Source organism: Shewanella sp. 1180_01, from assembly GCF_052850535.1.
Genome location: NZ_VXCT01000030.1, coordinates 1 through 18,862 on the forward strand (window position 1 = coordinate 1; position 18,862 = coordinate 18,862).

An 18,862-nucleotide genomic window follows, 5' to 3' on the forward strand; every position below is an offset into this window, starting at 1 on the left:
GTTAAAGTGAATTTTTGCTGGTTTAATCAGGCTCTAATAAAGCAATTTAGGTCGTTAGTTTCATGTTTAATATCAGCATTTAAAGAGAGTGTTCAAACAGTTAGTATTCTTTTTGTATAAAACCTTTGTAATCGACTGTTCCTTTGAGCGTTTTTATTTCTTGTGATCAGGATTGTTCGATAATAAATGGATAAATGAGACGTAAACGAGTGGTGCTTATTTCTTGTCTCTTTTTTATCTCTTTTCTTATTTATGCGAAGCGATAAATAATCAATTGTTTTGCGGTAATTCATGTCGGCTCATTTCTATTAATCGGCTGTAGGTACGGCGGAATTCAAAACTAAGTGCGCCACCTTGGTAGAGTTCGCTCAGTGGCACGTCGCAGCTGAGATAAAGGCTGACATTTTGATCGTATAACTCATCAATTAAGCTGATAAAACGTCGCGCAGGGTCGTCGTTGGCGGCGTAGGAGAGTTTGCGCTCGCCCGTCGTTGCGGCTTGGTTTTCTCCTGTGCCGTCCTCCGTGCCGCGGGCACGGATCCAGCCTTTCACTTCGCCGCCCAGTTTGGGAACACCGCTCACCATTAAGATCTTAAATCGACTGGCGATTTCGATGTAATCGAGTTGGGATCTCGGGCCGTCACACAGGGCATAAAAGTCGAACCAAGCAACAGCGTTGTCTGTGGGCTCTAAAGCTGCGCGGATCACTGGGATTTCACGGTTGCAGATGGTGAGGCTAGCATTGCTCATTTTGCTATCACTCATGCTAGAACCGCTAATGCCAGTACTACTAATGCCAGTATCGCTAATGCCAATAGCGCTCATACTGAGTGTATTTGGCGTTAACCCATTCACTAGCTTGTCAAAAATCTGCTCAAAATCGAGTGTTCCGGTAATGCCGATATTGCGGGAAATCGAGGTACTCATTTCAGCGCTATCAATGCCAATCCCGTTGTTTAATGCGGCATTGATGGCGTGCATTCTGTGGTCTTGGTTGCCATCGAGATGCAGCATTTGCGTGTGCGTATGCAGCAATTGGATACAAGGTAAAAATCTGTGTCTGGCTAAGCCGTTCTCATATAAGCGCTCAATAGGAATATTTGAGGTCGCGACTAGCACCACACCTTGTTCGAATAGGCACTCAAATAGCCCTGCGAGTATCATGGCATCGCCAATGTCTGAGACAAAAAATTCATCGAAACACAGCACCTTGCACTCTTTCGCGAGATTTTTAGCAATCAGGGTTAACGGATCGCGTTTACCCGAATGCTCACGCAGTGCATTGTGTATCCGTGCCATAAAGCGGTGGAAATGCAGTCTTAACTTGCCATGACTCGGCAAACAATCGAAAAACAAATCCATCAGAAAGGTTTTACCCCGACCGACATCACCCCACAGATACAAGCCTTTGATGGATTGTGAATGGGAGAGGCGTGCTGAATAGGCTTGTGGCATCAACTGTTTAAATAACATATCGAGCGCCAACACCGCCTGTTGCTGCGCCGGATCGTCAACTAGATTTTCGCTCACTTTGGCGCGATACACTTCCAGTGGCGTCATCATTGGCGTTATCGATTGCGAGCTAGCGAAGTTTGAATGAGCCATGTCGGGGTCTCGTTGGCGGTTGTTTAAGGTGTTTACTGCAGTCAGTGTGTGCTTTAGCTTTGATTTAGCGCGATATCAGCGCTCGCCTTTTTGAGACATCATGCTACTCATACTTAGGTACTCGGGAGCCATATTGCAAGATGTTCAGGGTAACATAGTCGCTGGCGTGACTTAAATCCCGCTCTGAGGCTTAGGTCAAATACTAAACGAAACCAGTGCTTTATTCTCGGGGACTTTTACCTTAACATCTTTGTCACAAAAATAATGATATGGAATGAATCCTATGGCTAGCAAAGGCAATGGCATTACTTTTATCAGTGCGCAAACCTCGATTGAGGGTGACATCCAGTTAGAGAGCACGGCATTAATTGCAGGTAAATTGCAGGGCAAGATTGGCTCAGCGGGACAAATTAAGATCGAACTTGGCGGCGAGATCTCCGGTGAAGTCAGCTGTGATGAGTTGCGGGTGTGCGGCGTATTTAGTGGGCGAGTCTGTTGTAATAAGTTGATTATTACCAGTTCTGGTGTGGTTGACGGTGAAGTTGCCAGCCATCAGATGGAGATTTACGAAGGCGGCCAGTTTATTGGTCAGCGGATTAAAGGTCCCGAGCTTGATGCCTTGCCTGACATGCTAAAAGCGATCGCGCCAGGAGCTCAACGCTCGGATGCGCACTTATATGCCAGTGAAAATGGCTCATTAAGAGGCGATAATCGGGCGATTCGCCCTTGGTTGTATGTTGCTGCGGCAACGGTCGTCATCGCCTTGGGCTTTAGTTTTGGACCCGAACAATTGCGTGACTGGTTACCGAATGTGAGTGATAGCACGCTCAATACTGAAGTGTCTCCCGTGACTCAGGAGCTGGATGTTGAAAAGGGTTTCAATCCATTACTTACAGAACAAATGACTGCGCCAGATACCGCGCATGCCGACAATACGGCGGCGTTATCCGCAGAACCCGATCCGCTGGCTTTATCGCAGGATTCGGCGATGGAAGATTTACAGCAGATGGAACAAGGCCATGCACAGATGGCGCAGGGTGATAATGGCACCGCGCCTACCAGCGAGAATGCAGGCAATAAGCTCTGATTGCTAAGCGAAAGCTCGAATTTATTAGCTTGAATCAATTAGCTCGAACAAATAAGTACTCGCATCCTTGGGTCTAGCATTTGGTGTTTTTTGTTCGACCATTCTTATTTGCTCATCGTTGCTAATGCTTATCGCCGAAATCCAGCTCAATCCTATTCAATATCCTTTCAAGTATTGGTGCAAGTTCCCTCTGAGGCGCTTAACGGCGCTTTGCTTTTGTGAGTGGCTTCTATGCTTGGTTTAACTTCATAAGAGCAGATTCGTCCTATTTCTCTGTGATTTCACTCATCTGTTAACATTCAGCGTCCGCTAATATTCATGCCATATTTTCATTGAGTTATCTCTCATTCTTACCCGTTTTGTGCACTTCAAGCCGTTTCCCTTGAGTTAAGTTCATTTTGTTCATGAACTTTATGATTTTTAGTCACCTTAAATCCCTTAATGAAGATTAAGTGCGTTAAATATCTTTAACGAAATGTTAACGATACATTTCATCCTCTGGGCGAGGAAGTAGTCCGTCACAGACCTGACACAATTCTAATAACACAGGCACTCCCACAGGGAATGGCAGACTGCAATACAGGAGGCATTGATGCCTAGATTGACCTTACTTGCCGCGGCAACCGCTGTGGCTTTTACTGGTTTTGCGAATGCGCAAGACTTAACGCCACAAGAGCTCCAAGCACAACTCACCCAATTGACTCAAGAAGTTAACCAGCTAAAACAACAGCAGGCAGCGAATGCCACTGCTACTCCATCTAAGCCTAGCGCGCCAGCTTTTGAGATAGGGGGTCGCATTCAACTCGATTACAACCTCTTCAATGGTGCCTATAACGCCGAACATAACGGCAGTAGCGCGCAGGATATTTTCCCCCGCCGAGTCCGTACCTTTGTTGAAGGCGAATTACAGGATTGGGATTACAAGCTGTTGCTTGAATTTGCTGAAAATACCGCTGAAATCGTCATGGCTCGGATGCGTTACTCGGGTTTTGAGAATGGCCCTAAACTGCAATTTGGTAAGTTGCGTGAGGATATCAGCCTTGATGCGCTCACCAGCAGTAATCACATTGCACTGATCGAACGTTCTAGCCTCGCCGATACTATGTCGCCGTACTTCCGCTGGGGTGTTTCTGCCTATCAGTATTTCCCCAGCACAGGTTTACGTTACGCTTTGGGTGTTTATAAAAACGATGCCTTTGGTAGCGATGGCAAAGATGAAACTGATGATTTGAACTATGCCCTTAGCTCGCGAGTGACTTGGTCACAGGCCAAAGAACCGGGCCAAGTGCTGCATGCTGGCTTGTGGTACTCAGCGCGTCAAATGGGCGGCGATGACTTGTCTGCCAGCTTTGCTCGCGGCGAACTGCGCGAGACGAATACTCGCCTGATTAACTATGTCGCTGGTGGTGAAACTGCGGCGATTGATCAACTAAACCAAGCGGGTTTAGAGCTGGCATTTCAACATAATGCCTTGTTGTTGCAGGGCGAATACGCCCAGCGCAGTTTAAACACCCAAGATCCTCAGTCAGTGCTCGATGGTGAGCGTTATCAGGCGTATTACCTGCAGGCGAGTTATTTCTTAACGGGCGAACAGCGTAGCTATTCCAAGGGCAGCGCGGTGTTTTCTCAGCCTAAGGGCGTAACCGATGCATGGGAATTGGCAGCACGTTTCTCTAGCGTGGATGCAAGCTCCGACTTTCAAGGTACTAAAGCTCAGACCTATACCTTAGGCGTGTCTTACTACTTTAATCCAAAAATCAAAGTGATGGCTAACTACATCCATTCTACCGTCGATGGCGCAGGCACGATTGCCTTAGTCGGCAATGAAGATGTGGGCGATGCCTTTGCTGCCCGTTTGCAATACGTGTTTTAGGAGTAATGAATCATGTTGAAAATGAAATCTTTAGTCATGAGTGCGCTGTTACTGGGTGTCTCTGGCATGGCGAGTGCTGATATCCACTTTATCATTCCTGGCGGTCCAGGCGGTGGTTGGGATACCACGGCGCGTGGCGTCGGTGAAGCCTTAGTGAAGTCGAAAATTGATGGTAATGCCTCTTTTGAGAACCTTTCGGGCGGCGGTGGCGGTCGTGCAATAGCCTCTATGATCAAATCGAAAAACAAACAGGGCGACATTTTACTGGTTAACTCGACTCCGATTGTGCTTCGTGCACTTTCTGGGCAAATCCCGTTTAGTTATCGTGATTTAACGCCGGTTGCAGGCATAGTCGCCGATTACGGTGCCTTTGTGGTGCGTAATGATTCACCGTTGAAAACCTGGGACGACGTGTTGGCGGCCTTTAAGGCGGATCCACAAAAATTCAATATCGCTGGCGGCTCAGCGCGCGGCAGTATGGATCACTTAGTTGCGGCGCAAGCGATTGCGGCGGCGGGCTTAGATGGCGGTCGTTTACGTTATGTTCCCTACGATGCGGGCGGTCAAGCTAAGGCTGGCTTACTCTCAGGCGAAGTCGTTTTATTGTCGACGGGATTCAGTGAAGCGTTAGAAATTGCAGGCAGTGGTCAAGGGCGGATCCTTGCGATGACAGCACCTGAAATCGTTGCCGAGCATCCAGAGGTTCCGACGATTAAATCCCTCGGTTATGACATGACGTTTACTAACTGGCGCGGCTTTTTTGCGGCACCCGATACGCCTAAAGCCAAAGTTGATGAGTATGTGGCCAAGTTTGCGGCGCTGATTAAGACGCCAGAATGGGAACAAGTGCGTGCCCGTAATGGTTGGATCAATTTGTTTGAACCCCAAGCCGAATTCATTAAGTCATTGGAAGCACAGGAGCAACAGCTTAAAGCCACTATGTTGCAACTGGGCTTTATTAAGTAAGGAGTGACAGATGTTGAATCGTGATCTGATTGGTTCCTTGCTATTTGTCGCCGTGTTTACCGGATATGGCGTGCTGGCATGGCAAATTCCCTTATTGCCGTTTGAAGAATTTGAAGTCGTGACGTCTTCCACTATGCCGAAGATTTATGCTGCCATGGGGCTGATGTTTAGTCTGTTTTCTCTGGTTGCCGTCTTGCTGAAAGGAAACACGGTTCAACAGCGGGGGGCGCTGCTGACTAAAGCCGCCTTACAACAAACCGCGGCGCTGATTGTGCTTATGGTCTTGTATGCCGCCGGACTGGAACCGTTGGGGTTTGTTGTCGCTACTTTATTGTTTTTGGTCGCTGGATTTTGGTTGATGGGAGAGCGCCGCTTTAAGATTTTGCTGCTCGCCTCTGTGCCCGTGGTGTTGGTGTTCTGGGTGTTGATGACGCAAGTCTTAGGTATCTACTTGGCCTCAGGTTCTCTTTGGAGTTAACTATGTTCGATGCAATGTTTATTGGTCTATCGACCGCGTTTGAATTGCAAAACCTCATGTATGTGGTCTTAGGCTGCTTGGTCGGCACAGTGATCGGTATGCTGCCGGGATTAGGGCCGATCACAGCGATCGCTCTGATGATCCCTGTGACTTACAGCATTGGCCCCAGCTCAGGGATGATCCTAATGGCGGGCGTGTACTACGGCGCTATTTTTGGTGGGTCGACTTCATCAATTCTGATCAACGCCCCGGGCGTGGCAGGAACGGTTGCGACGTCATTTGATGGTTATCCGATGGCGCAAAAAGGTATGGCGGGCAAAGCATTAGCGATTGCGGCCTATGCTTCGTTTACCGGCGGCACTATCGGCGCCATTATGCTGATGGTCGCGGCGCCGTTATTAGCGCAAGTATCACTGAGCTTTCAATCGGGCGATTATGTGGTCTTGATGTTCCTCGGTTTGACGGCCATTGCAGCGTTTTCGAATCGTGGCGATTTCCTCAAGGCCATGATGATGACTCACTTAGGTTTGTTGCTCTCGTCAGTGGGGATCGATCCTTTCTCGGGGATGGAACGCTTCACCTTCGGTCAGCCAGATTTACTCGATGGCATCAGTTTTCTGTTAATCGCTATGGCAACTTTTGCCCTGTCGGAAGCGTTAATGAATGTGATTAAGCCGCCGAAGTCGACAGAAAACATCAACTTTTCAGCGCAGCCTATTGGTAGCACTCGCTTAACCAAAGAGGAAGTGAAAGAGATAGCGCCTGTGATTGGTCGCTCGTCGATTTTTGGTTTTTTGATTGGGGTATTACCGGGCGCAGGCGCAACGATTGCCAGCTTTATGGCCTACGGTACTGAGCGTAATTTATCCCGCGGCGCGAAACGCGATGAGTTTGGTAAGGGCTCGATTCGCGGTGTTGCGGCGCCTGAGTCGGCTAACAATGCGGCCTGTACTGGCTCATTTGTCCCGTTATTGACCTTAGGTATTCCGGGGTCGGGTACCACAGCAATCATGCTCGGTGCATTGATCGCTTATGGTATTCAACCTGGCCCTATGTTGATGCAAGAGCGTCCAGACGTGTTTTGGTCTGTGATTATCTCTATGTATTTTGGCAATATTATTCTGCTGGTGCTGAATTTACCGCTGATCCCTTATTTTGCCAAAGTGCTGGCTTTGCCTAAGTCGATTCTGACTGTGATGATTTTGTTCTTCAGTTTGATTGGGGTGTATTTAGTCTCATTTAATACCTTCGATCTGTTCTTGATGATAGGTTTTGCGATTGTTGCTGTGGTGCTACGTTTGCTGGCATTTCCGATGGCGCCGCTGCTACTGGGCTTCATCCTTGGGGATATGATTGAGCGTAACTTCCGCCGTGCTATGATCGCCTCCGATGGTTCTTTGAGCTTCCTGTGGGAACGCCCGCTAACACTGACTATCTTGATTGTGGCAATTGCGATGCTGGCTGTGCCATTGATCGGTTTTATTCGTAGTCATCGTAGTGATAAATTGGCGAAAGCCTCTTAATGTAAAGGTACGCTAATGAGACGCCCTAAGCGCTTAGAAACGTGGTTAATCAGTGGGGTGACTTGCCTGAGTTTGTTGCTGTGCGCCTTATTTGGCGGCATCAGCTATCAAATTTTGAGTCGCAGTATTACTGAGCAATCGGGCGCTAAGGCATTAGGGCTGGCCCATGCGGTCGCGACACGGACCGATGTGATTACGGCTTTGCAGACTGGGCATTCGAGCCCACAATTGCTGGCCGCGATAGAAGGAATACGTCTAGCATCTAAGGCCGATTTTATCGTGGTGGGCGATACTCATAAATACCGTATCGTGCACCCAGATTCAGATAAAATTGGCAAGAAGATGGAGGGCGGTGACAGCCAAGCGGCATTAGAAGGGGAGTCTTATATCTCCGAGGCGCAGGGCAGTTTAGGTCGTTCTATTCGCGGTAAAGTGCCAGTGCTGGACGAGCAAGGTCAAATTATCGGCTTGGTTTCCGTGGGCTTTTTGAGTCAGTCCGTGGGCGCGTTAATCGATAAACGTATTCCTGAAATTATCATGACAGTCCTAGGGGTGTTATTGATGGGCGTGCTGGTGGCTTTTTGGATGGGACGGCAAGTGCGGGAGATGTTGTTCGGCTTGCAACCTGCTGAAATTGGCCGTTTATTCGTCGAGCAGGACGCCATTCTTAACACAGTGCGAATGGGCGTGGTGGCATTGGATGCCGATGGCCGTATCCGCAAGTTGAATCAAAGGGCGCGGGAGATTTTAGCTTTATCTCCGACCTGCCAACCTAATACTCTGATGTTGAGTGATTTATTGCCGCAGCACGCCGACTTTCTACTGACGAACCAAAACAAAACCATCAGGGGATTCGAGTTATTTGCCAATGATCAATGGCTGGTGATGTCGCGGGTGCCGTTTCAGGTGCGGGATCAAAATGATGGCTTGCTGCTGACGATGCGCCCCGCCGATGAAATTGAGCGCTTGAGCCAACAACTGGCCAAAGTGCAAGAGTTTGCCGAAATGCTCAGAGTGCAAACCCATGATTACTCGAATAAACTCCATACTCTAGGCGCCTTGTTGCAACTTAAAGCCTACGACAAAGCGGTCGAATTTATCGGTCAAGAAAGCCAAGGTTGGCAGGCTCAAATCCATTTATTACTGTCGCAAATCCATGAGCCGACGATCGCCGGATTACTCTTGGGTAAGTATCACAAGGCGAAAGAGCTCAATATTGAGTTTCAAATCAGCCCAGATAGTCAACTCAGCGATGTGCAAGACGCCATTATGCTAGAGCGGATGGTGTCGATTATGGGCAATCTTATCGATAATGCCATTGAGGCCGTGCACAGGGCGAACAATCATAAGCCCCGCCGCGTGGTCGTGACCTTAGATGAAACCGCCTCTAACCTGATTTTTGATGTGGAAGACAGTGGCGATGGGATTTCTAAAACCGAGTACAGCACGATATTCGATCCAGATTACAGCTCTAAGCAAGGGGCGCAGCACGGTGTGGGCATGTATATCGTCAATACCTACCTGTGTGCCTGCCATGGCAGCTTAGAGTTTGCCGACTCAGATTTAGGTGGCGCGCGTTTTTCTGTGTATATTCCCACTAAACCTTATACCTGAAGTAGGTACCGTTTAATGCATACAGTGATCATCGTCGAGGATGAAGTCGAAGTCGCCCATTTGGTTGCGCAATATTTGTTCTCGACCAATCGTTATAAAGTGATTGGCATGGCCAGCGATATCAGTACCGCGCGGTCTTTATTGGGCGCCATCACGCCGGACCTCTTACTGCTAGACGTGTATTTACCCGACGGTAATGGTTTGAATTTACTGGCAGAATTACGCAGCCAAGGGATCCGCAGCGAAGTGGTATTGCTCACTGCGGCCAAGGAAGTGCAGATTTTAGAAAAAGCCATGCAGCTGGGCGTGTTCGATTTTTTGGTGAAACCTGTACTGTTGAGCCGGTTAGATCAAGCCCTGAGTCGATTTGAGAGCCGGCAGCTCAAACTTTCTGCCACCGAAGAGCTGACTCAATCCGTAGTCGATGCCTTTATGGAAGTGCCGACAGGGACGACTAAGGCTGCTGCTCGTTTGCCAAAGGGGGTTGACCAATTGACCCTACAGAAAATCCGTGAAGTGTTTGATGCTAAGCCGCAGGATAAACTCACGGCGCAAATGGTGGGTGAAAAGCTAGGCGTTAGCCGTTCTACCGCGCGGCGTTATTTAGAGTTTTTGTTGGAATGCAATGAGCTGGCGGCGGATCAGAGTTATGGTTCCATCGGTCGCCCAGAACGTTGCTACCACAGAGTGCGCTAGTCTTACTATTTAGCTTTTAGCTTTTTTGCATTCAGAATTTAGTCCACCTTGACCCTTTCAAGCTGCCACTCTGGCAGCTTAGAGGTTAAGTCTGGGATTATTCTATCGATATCGCCCCGCAAGATAATCAATGGCTCACCGCTAAATGCTCCGTTGGCTGACTGCTGCAGCCTTTTTGGCGTTAGAGCCTGCAACTCTGCATTCAGCTGTTGCACATCAACTTGGGTTAATCCTGTCGCAAGTTGTTGGAGATATTGGTTTTCACGCTGAATGCTGTTGTCTTGGCTGAGTAAATCCTCACCCATCAAATAGGTTTTAAGTGCATTTATTTCGCCTTGGCTGGCACTTTGGGTTTTAACGAGCGCGAGGTGATCGAGTATGCCCACCACAAACGCGCCCGTATGTTCTATGGCTGTACTGCCGTAAAACTTGATGCTGCTGGACAGCGGCGCATTGGCACATTGACCGTAAATGCCATAGGTGAGACCGCGCTTTTCCCGCAAATCATAATAGAGTCTGCCCGAAAAACTGCGTCCCATCAGCGCGGATAAACTGCGGCAGCTTAAGGCTATTTCCTGTGAACTGAGTTGACTCGTCTCGGACATATCGCCTAATTCACTATCTACGGTATGACCTATGGCATGATTTATGGAATGGTCTATGCGATAGTCTATGCGATAACCTAGGCGGACTTGAGTTTGCACACTGCCCGGCGCATCGATAAGGTAAATCTTTTGGGTTTGCTTAGGTGTGGTTGTTTCTAGCTTATCCGCGTGCGATGACGATTTAGACAAGGATTTAGGCAAGGATGTCGTCAACATAGGCCACTGTTTAATGCTGGCTTGAAGATTAAATTCGGCGTTTTTAGCCTGCTTGTTGGGTAGAAATAAATGCCACTGTGCTTGCGATGCCGCCTGCTGCTGGATCTGTTGCAGTTGCGTTAGGCTAAGCGAATCGAATAGCTCATCATTATTGAGCACTCGATTATAGGGATGTTCAGGCCCCAGCAGTTTTTCGCGCCACACTTTATCTATTTCGGCGCCACTAAAAGCATTCAAGTGCTTATTGAGCTTGAGTTGACGGCGAATATTGTCAACATCGACGGGGGCGGTTGTCGCATCAATAAAGGCATTTGGCTGCCAAAATTGCACTAGCAAACCGTAGATATGATTAACATCGTCGGGGCAGGTGAGGCTTAGATTTATGCTATGCAAGCTGACGCGAATACTGGAGGTCTCAAGGCAGGGATCTGCGAGGCTAATCGCCAGTGCGCGGGCTTTTTCTTGCAAGGCAATCTGTAAAATATCGGGATTATTGAAGGGAGCCTGCGGACTTATCGCTGCTAAACTGACCCTGTTGCTTAGACTGTTATTGCTTAGAGCATGAGTGCTTAGGTTATTACTGTTTAGATCATGATTGCTTTGTACTGAGGCAAGTCTATGTAACTGATAGGGTAAATCCAATTCGGTATAGACTTCATCGCTAAACATTGGATCCGTTGCGGGGATGATGACGCCGCTTTTGGGTAAATGATTGTCTAAAGGATAGGGCGTGTTGAAGCTACCTAAGCTCGGTGGTTCAGTCGGTGTAAAGACGATTTGCGTTTGCTGACAGGCGCTCAGTAATAACGCCGCTGCGCAGCACATTAAGCCTTGTAGTTGTTTAGGTCGTCCGTGAGTTACAGGAGTTAGGTTCATCATAATACCGCATCCTCTAGGCTGTCGCTCATATCACCAGGCAGCCATTCCAGCAGCGTTTTTCCCCAGCGAATATACCAAGGTGGCAGTAGGTCGACCCGTACATAGTTTTGAGTAAAATACTGTTTTGCGACTCTTTGGATATCGCCTGCCGTGACAGCATTGATCCGCAGCCACTGCGCGCTAAAGGGATGGTCTTTATCTTGAACTGAGGTCGCCGAAAGCTGCGTGGCTAATGCTTGGGTGTCACTGAGTTGTTGTAATCGATTGTTTAACCACACTTGTTTAAGTGTGCACAGGCTGGTTTCATCCAGAGTCTCTTGCTGCGTTTGTGCGACAAGCCCCAGCACTTTTTCCACTAAGGCATCGAGTGAAGTGCGAGCGCGTGGAACTAAGACAATATTGGCAATCCCATGATTTTCTAGCTCAAAGGGCAGGGAATAGCTGAGCATCTGCGCGGGATTATGCTGGCTGAGTTTCGCGATTGCACTGGCGGTATTTTGAAATAAATAGCCTTCGAGCAGTTGAATCGCTGCCGCATCGGGATGATTTTTACCTACGGTATGCCAAGCGAGTAGTAATCCAGGCCAAGGTCCGCGCTCATCGACTAACTCAGCATGCACTTGTTTAGGCTGGATGTTCAGCTCAGTGAATCTAGGCTTAGTCGTCGCTGGTTTAGGCCAAGTCGCCAAATCTTGCTCAATCCATTGCAGGGTTTGTGGGCTTAACTTGCCGACAAGGGAAAGCTGCATCGCGTCGGGGCGATAATAAGCACGGTGAAAGGCGGTGAGACTTTCAGGTGTGGCTTGCAAGATATCTTCGCGACTACCAATAATACCGTGGCCATAGGGCGTGCCTTGCACTTGATCGAGTAAGAACGCCATCGCGCTGCGGACATAGGGCTGATTATCTATGGTTTGCGCCATTTCCTGCAGTACGGTTTCCTGCTGATTTTTAACGGTAGTGGCATTAAGGCTTGGACGGATAAAGCGGTCGGCTTCGAGATACAGCCCCAGTTCTAATGCTGGGCTTGGCAGCGTCACATAGTAATTGGTGTAGTCAAAATGTGTGCTGGCATTAAAACGTGCACCTAAGGCACTGAGCTGCTGGGCATAGGTATCGCCGGGGGCATTTTCGCTGCCCTTAAATAACATGTGCTCAAACAGATGGGCATAACCGCTTTGGCCCTCAGCTTCGTTGCGGGCGCCTAAATTAAATTGGCTGGCGATTGTGACTGTCTGTTTATCAGCCATGGGCAGTAACCGCACCGTCAAGCCATTTTCGAGTGTGTAGGTTTTTAGGTTCGCTTCGAGCGCGTATAAGGCTTGTGCATCATACTCGGCGTTGCATTGTGCCAGCAGCGTATTGCTAAAAGCACTGGTCGCAAGGGCGATAAAAAAGGCGATGTGAGTTTTCATAAGTGCATCCTGCCGAGCATATTTTTTGAATTCGTTAAATAACTCATCGAAGCTGAATGCCGTTACCAAGTGGCGATTAACCCATCAACAGGTATCGATACCGATTGCGATGTGGTTAGCGACTGCTCGGATTTCATCGAAATCAGTTGAATAGCATTCAGTTTTTAAAAAGAACTGCTATGATGGCACAGTTCTTTTTCTGGCATAAGTACAAGATATGGTAAGCAGATCCCCGTTCGAATCCTTTCAGTGGAAAAGCGATATTTTTAACTGTGAAAGCACTGATATTGATAATTTTTATCTGCTGCTTGAGCAGGAAATGACCCGTTTGGGCATGGTTGAGAAGAATTTGGGTGAAGTCGGTAAATACAAGGTTAGCTTGTATCAGTCTCCCGCCGCTAAGTCAGGCTTACCTTCTTTATTGATCAGCGCAGGATTTCATGGCGAAGAATCTGCTGGCCCTTGGGGTTTGCTGCATTTTTTGAGTGAAGCTTCACCAGACCTATTTGAACGGGTGAACTTGAGTTTATTGCCCCTCGTTAATCCAACCGGATTCAGCCGCGGCCATAGATTTAACAAATACGGTGAAAATCCAAATCGCGGTTTTGTATTTGAGAATGGTAAACCTAAAGCCAACGAACATACGTCGGTGGAAGGTAAGTTGTTGTTAGATCATGCGCAGTTACTGATTGCCGCTTGCCGTGACGGTATTTTAACTTGCCACGAAGATGTCTTGAGCCGTGAAGCCTATGTGTATTCTTTTGAGCCAAGCCAAGTGCCAGGACGCTTTAGCCTCGATTTGCGCGATACCTTAGGCGGTTATTTCCCGATTGCTGTGGATGGCGAGATTGATGCGTGTCCTGTGAAGGATGGCTTGATCTTCAATCACTTCGATACGTCGTTTGAAGCGTGTTTAGTGCGAAGCGGTGCCCGTGTGGGTGCTTGTACCGAAACACCAGCGCTGCAAAACTTCGACCAACGCGTATTGGCAAACAGTGCTGCTATGACTCACTTCTTAGCCCTATGTGCACCTTTATGTGATTGATCTTGTTATTCTATTAGGTGTTTAATCATCTAATAAATGACAAAAAAATACCCGCTGATAGCGGGTATTTTTTTAGGTGATATTTGCCAGTGAATTATTGATTAATTCGCATTGGCACACCGGTACGCTCATCGAGCAGCTTTTTGATCACAGAAGAATTAGTGTCAGCTTTAGCGATAAACTTGGCGATATCTCTAGGTAATGAAATCGCGACTGGCTCATTGGATTCAAACTCAGCCACAGTGCGAGACAGAGGTTGATGCACGGCTAAGTAGCGCTTACCGTCTGGCTCTTCAGTTGCTTTAATCGGCTGGTTCACGAATTGTACGCGGGTGCCCACAGGTACAGTCTTGAATAGATGCTCGATATCTTCATGGCGTAAACGCACGCAACCTTGGCTCACACGTAAACCTATACCGAAACTCGCGTTAGTACCGTGAATCGCATACAAATTACCGATATACAGCGCATACAGTCCCATAGGGTTGTCTGGACCCGCTGGCCATACTGCTGGCAGGATTTCACCCTTAGCAGCATATTCTTTACGAATGCGTGGTGTCGGTGTCCAAGTTGGATTGGCACGCTTACGTTGTACTGAGGTCACCCAGTTTTCTGGCGTGTCTTTACCAATCTGGCCAATACCAATAGGCAGGACTTCAACTGTCTTTTTGCCTTTTGGATAGTAGTACAAACGCATTTCGGCCACGTTGATCACTATGCCTTCACGGGGAGCGTTAGGTAGGATCAGTTGTAATGGAATTAACAGTTGGCTACCAGGCTTTGGCAGGAATGGATCTACACCTGGATTAGCTTCGAGTAAGTTACTGAGACCGAGCTGGTATTTGGCAGCAATATCTTCGAGAGTGTGTTTACCCTCTGGAACCGTATAATACTGGTTCTCGCCAATTAGCCTGCTTTGGGCGGCTGGTAAAGGATATTCCGTTGCTAAAGCGGACAGACTAGGGAAAACCAAAGTCAATAATAAAGCTGTGGTGCGAAGCATACTCATAAGCGGATACTACGATTCCTGTTAATAAAAAAGCGTGTTTAACGCAGCTTTCTCTCTTAAAACGAGAGCGGCAATTTGACGAGCAAAATGCACTGGCGCGCGAAGCTCGCATCCTTCCTTATTTTGGACATTATTTCAACTGAAATATGATCCGTACAGCGTATTTATCGCTTAATTTTTGTTTTAACGGTTTTCCTTGGCGACTAAGATTGTCAGTATTTCGGCTTATCATTAAACCCTGTGCCTGCTTTATTGTTCTATGTGCTGCAAATCCCTGATCTAAGTTGCTGTGTTGCAACGCTTCTATGGTGATCGCTCAGTCTAAAATATTGGCGTTATGCATAGTGTCTTCTTTGATGGCGAATTAAGGGTGGCTGAATTGATTGGTTTTGCGAAACAGCGTTTGCGAGACTTTTTTAAAGTACTTTTCTAACGGGGGTGATGCTCAACCTGACAAAGTCCGCCTAGCTGAGCCGATTGTCGGATAAATGGAGTGAAAACAATTGGCTTGAGGGTGATGTTCGAATATTCGCCGTTTCAGTCGACATTGTTTTGTCTGGCGCTGAATTCACTATGATAGTCTTAGTTTATACAGGTTTATGAGCTTGATTTAGCTTGAATGGTTTAAGTTTACGTTTAGCTTGTTGTTTTTAACTATTTGATATTTATTTATTTTAATTTTTATAAGTCGTGTGAAAATGTTCTGCGGTTCTTTAGGTTTTACGTTAGCCTTTATCTCAAGGTTAATGCAAAGTGACATTTATGGCGTTTTCTATGTAGATGATTGAAATTTAATATTTAACGCTCCAATAATTCGCTATTTTTGTGCTAATATAAAATCATAAAATTGTAAGTTGAGTCATTTTTAACCTCGGTGATTTGTCTATCGTTTAACTAAACAACCTGTATAAGGAGGCGTTTGTGGATGCAAATTCCATCAATAGTTTTTTTCTGATTGGCGCCTTGCTAACTGCAGTGAGTGTTTTACTCAGTCCAATGTCTTCCCGTTTGGGTATCCCGATTCTTTTGATCTTCCTCGCCGTGGGTATTTTGGCCGGTGAAGATGGCCCTGGCGGAATATTGTTTGATGATTATTCCACCGCTTATTTAGTCAGTAACTTAGCGCTAGCTATCATCTTACTCGATGGTGGAATGCGTACCCGTGTCGCCAGTTTTAGGGTGGCGCTGTGGCCTGCTTTATCGCTAGCGACCTTTGGCGTCGCTATCACAACCAGTATCACTGGCATGATGGCCGCATGGCTGTTTGACTTGCATTGGTTGCAAGGTTTGCTGGTGGGCGCGATTGTGGGCTCGACCGATGCCGCCGCAGTATTCTCCTTATTGAAAGGGCGCAGTCTCAACGAGCGGGTTGGGGCAACCTTAGAAATCGAGTCTGGTAGTAACGACCCTATGGCGGTGTTTTTAACCGTGACGCTGATTGCGATTCTCGCCAATGTGGACACTGAGATGTCCTTCAGCTTTATGTTTATCAGCTTTATTAAGCAATTTGGTCTGGGTATTTGCTTAGGTTTAGGCGGCGGCTGGATGCTGTGGAAGCTGGTTAATTTGAGCAAATTAGCCGACGGCCTGTACTCTATTTTAGTCTTAAGCGGTGGTCTGATTATTTATGCTGCGTCTAACAAACTCGGCGGCAGTGGCATTTTATCGATTTACTTAGTCGGGCTTTTCCTCGGCAATAAGCCGACTCGTGGTCGCCATGCGATTTTAAACGTACTGGATGGCATGACTTGGGTCAGCCAAATCGGCATGTTCTTGGTATTAGGGTTATTGCTTACCCCTTCAGATTTAGTCGATATCCTGATCCCAGGTTTTGCACTGGCATTTGGGATGATTCTATTCGCCCGTCCTGTCGCTGTGTGGATCAGCCTATTGCCCTTTAAGAGCTTCAGCAGTCGCGACCGCTGGTTTATTTCGTGGGTAGGACTACGCGGCGCAGTACCTATCATCTTGGCGGTGTTCCCTATGATGGCGGGCTTGCCGGGTGCTCAGTTGTACTTCAACTTAGCCTTCTTCGTCGTATTAGTATCGTTACTGGTTCAAGGTGCGTCTTTGACCACTGCGGCGCGTTTAGCTAAGGTGGAACTGCCCCCAAAGCCGTTGCCCGTTTCGCGTTCGGGAGTTGAAATTTACCCGAGCAGTGAATGGGAAGTGTTTGTCTATCGTTTGAGTGAAAGTAAGTGGTGCATTGGTGAGCCGCTAAAACGCTTAGCTATGCCAGATGGAACACGGATTGCGGCGGTATTTAGGAATGACACTCTACTGCATCCGTCGGGCAGTACTCGCCTCGAAGCGGGAGATATACTCTGTGTGCTGGGTCAGGAGAAAAGTTTAGAAGCCTTGAGTAACCTCTTTAGCCAAGCGCCAGAAAATAAAGAAGTGCAACGCTTCTTCGGTGATTTCTTTATTGAAACAGATGTTAAGCTTGCGGATCTCGCCCCAATTTATGGCTTGAGCTTAGATAATCTCGCCGATGATATGACAGTCGCCGATCTGGTAGTGTCACAGCTTGGCGCAAATCCTGTGCTGGGCGATCAGTTCCAATGGCAATCGCTGCATTGGGTGGTGGCGGGGCTGTATGAAGGCAAAGTTACTAACGTGGGTATTCGTTTACCGACCGAGCATTCGCTGTAATCCCATGCGCTAGATGCTTCTTGCCATAGAGAGTTGTCATAGAGAGTTGAAGTTGAAAGTTGTCATCGACAATTGCCATTGAAAGTTATCATCGACAATTGTAATCGAAAGTCGCCATAAAAAATGCCAGCTTATTTGCTGGCATTTTTGTATTCAAAAACGGAATGAGTTACTGATATAAAGATTTGTCCGTTGGATCTGGGCGGGTTTTAAAGCGGCGATGCAACCACATATATTGGGCGCGGTTTTTATCTATGATGGATTCGATAATCTTGTTACCGCGAATAGCATCGGCTAACTCATCTTCGCCGGGGAAATTATCCAGCGGTGGCATCACTTCAATCCGATAACCCTCATCACCTTCGGTACGTTCCACAAAAAAGGGCAAGACTTTGGCTTTGCCGAGTTTGGCTAACGTGGTAGCCCCCGTAATCGTTGCCGCATCTGGCATGGCATAAAACGGGATAAATACCGCGCTTGATCGGCCAAAGTCTTGATCGGCCGTGTACCAAATCACATCGGGATTACGCAGGCAACGCACCATTTGGCGCAAGTCGCGTTTAGAAACAAGCCCTTTATTCGAGCGTAAACGGCCTTTAACTTGGAGGTATTCCATCACAGGATTGTTGTGTGGGCGATAGACCCCCACGCCGGGTTGGAATTGGCCGAAGATACGTGCGCCCATTTCCAGCGGTAAACAATGCACTGCAAACAGGATAACGCCGTGGCCAGCATCGAGAGTGTCTTGCACGTGTTCTTTACCTGTGATGCTCATGTGCTGCTGCACTTTTTCATCGGACCACCACCATGCATTGATGGTATCGAAAATGGCTTTGCCCGTTTCTTCAAAGTTACGCTTGAGCAGGGTTTCTCGCTGTGCTTCTGACATTTCAGGGAAGCAAAGGGCCAAGTTACGGCGCGCCGTATGAGTGCGACTGCCTGCAAATTTCATCACTAAGCGACCTAAACCTTTACCCAGTTTCATCTGCCATGAGAGCGGTAGAAGCTGAGTTAAACGCATCAAGAATACGCCAAACCACATGGGCCAATGCTTAGGATGATATAAAGAAGATGAAAACTCGGCTTTCTCGACCACAAAAATACTCACTACTTTTGAAAATTACTGCTTATTCTAACTCAATTTTTACTGAAAATTAGGTACAATCACGGTTTAATTTCTGCATAAAGATAAGAGCACT

The 18,862-nt window shown here is 47.5% G+C and carries 13 protein-coding genes and 1 pseudogene; 9 read left to right on the forward strand and 5 right to left on the reverse strand.

Annotated features, from left to right (window positions below; genetic code table 11):
• Positions 1-270: 270 nt before the first annotated feature.
• Positions 271-1,605, reverse strand: a complete 1,335-nt coding sequence (zapE, locus tag FW758_RS15230; protein ID WP_446445821.1) for a cell division protein ZapE — start codon at positions 1,603-1,605, stop codon at positions 271-273.
• Between the two features lie 283 nt (positions 1,606-1,888).
• On the opposite strand from zapE, the gene FW758_RS15235 reads away from it, so the two are divergent.
• The 7 genes and pseudogenes from FW758_RS15235 to FW758_RS15265 all read left to right on the forward strand — a co-directional run bounded on the left by FW758_RS15235 (position 1,889) and on the right by FW758_RS15265 (position 9,842).
• A complete protein-coding gene (locus tag FW758_RS15235; RefSeq protein ID WP_446445846.1) occupies positions 1,889-2,692 on the forward strand; it encodes a bactofilin family protein in 804 nt (267 codons plus the stop codon).
• 592 nt (positions 2,693-3,284) lie between these two features.
• Positions 3,285-4,565: an OprO/OprP family phosphate-selective porin gene (locus FW758_RS15240; protein WP_446445822.1), complete on the forward strand. Its 1,281-nt coding sequence runs from the start codon at positions 3,285-3,287 to the stop codon at positions 4,563-4,565.
• Between the two features lie 12 nt (positions 4,566-4,577).
• Positions 4,578-5,531, forward strand: a complete 954-nt coding sequence (locus FW758_RS15245; protein WP_446445823.1) for a tripartite tricarboxylate transporter substrate binding protein — start codon at positions 4,578-4,580, stop codon at positions 5,529-5,531.
• 10 nt (positions 5,532-5,541) lie between these two features.
• Positions 5,542-6,009 carry a tripartite tricarboxylate transporter TctB family protein gene (locus FW758_RS15250; RefSeq protein ID WP_006082912.1) on the forward strand — a complete coding sequence of 156 codons (468 nt, stop codon included), beginning with the start codon at positions 5,542-5,544 and terminating at the stop codon, positions 6,007-6,009.
• Between the two features lie 2 nt (positions 6,010-6,011).
• Positions 6,012-7,532 (forward strand): tripartite tricarboxylate transporter permease, encoded by a 1,521-nt coding sequence (locus FW758_RS15255; protein ID WP_011623841.1) that lies wholly within the window; start codon positions 6,012-6,014, stop codon positions 7,530-7,532.
• Between the two features lie 15 nt (positions 7,533-7,547).
• Positions 7,548-9,162: pseudogene (locus tag FW758_RS15260) on the forward strand (ATP-binding protein).
• Positions 9,162-9,842, forward strand: coding sequence for a response regulator (locus FW758_RS15265; RefSeq protein ID WP_012088376.1), 681 nt, complete (start codon positions 9,162-9,164; stop codon positions 9,840-9,842). Before FW758_RS15260 ends, FW758_RS15265 begins: the two are co-directional and overlap by 1 nt.
• A 38-nt stretch (positions 9,843-9,880) precedes the next feature.
• Here the strand turns inward: FW758_RS15265 and FW758_RS15270 are convergent, their stop codons facing one another.
• On the reverse strand, positions 9,881-11,542 hold the full coding sequence (locus tag FW758_RS15270) for a M16 family metallopeptidase (RefSeq protein ID WP_446445824.1): 1,662 nt from the start codon (positions 11,540-11,542) through the stop codon (positions 9,881-9,883).
• The gene (locus FW758_RS15275; RefSeq protein ID WP_259581837.1) at positions 11,539-12,957 is read right to left on the reverse strand and encodes a M16 family metallopeptidase; all 1,419 of its coding nucleotides are present in this window, start codon (positions 12,955-12,957) and stop codon (positions 11,539-11,541) included. Before FW758_RS15275 ends, FW758_RS15270 begins: the two co-directional genes overlap by 4 nt.
• A gap of 217 nt (positions 12,958-13,174) precedes the next feature.
• Between FW758_RS15275 and FW758_RS15280 the strand changes: the two genes are divergently transcribed.
• Positions 13,175-14,002, forward strand: coding sequence for an N-acetyl-ornithine deacetylase (locus tag FW758_RS15280; RefSeq protein WP_446445825.1), 828 nt, complete (start codon positions 13,175-13,177; stop codon positions 14,000-14,002).
• Positions 14,003-14,096: 94 nt separating this feature from the next.
• On the opposite strand, the gene FW758_RS15285 is transcribed toward FW758_RS15280, so the two are convergent.
• Positions 14,097-15,011 carry a L,D-transpeptidase family protein gene (locus FW758_RS15285; protein WP_006085940.1) on the reverse strand — a complete coding sequence of 305 codons (915 nt, stop codon included), beginning with the start codon at positions 15,009-15,011 and terminating at the stop codon, positions 14,097-14,099.
• A 921-nt stretch (positions 15,012-15,932) separates the two neighbouring features.
• On the opposite strand from FW758_RS15285, the gene FW758_RS15290 reads away from it, so the two are divergent.
• A complete protein-coding gene (locus FW758_RS15290; protein ID WP_006082903.1) occupies positions 15,933-17,663 on the forward strand; it encodes a potassium/proton antiporter in 1,731 nt (576 codons plus the stop codon).
• A gap of 169 nt (positions 17,664-17,832) precedes the next feature.
• Here the strand turns inward: FW758_RS15290 and FW758_RS15295 are convergent, their stop codons facing one another.
• Positions 17,833-18,759, reverse strand: a complete 927-nt coding sequence (locus FW758_RS15295) for an LpxL/LpxP family Kdo(2)-lipid IV(A) lauroyl/palmitoleoyl acyltransferase (protein WP_220592122.1) — start codon at positions 18,757-18,759, stop codon at positions 17,833-17,835.
• Positions 18,760-18,862 lie beyond the last annotated feature (103 nt).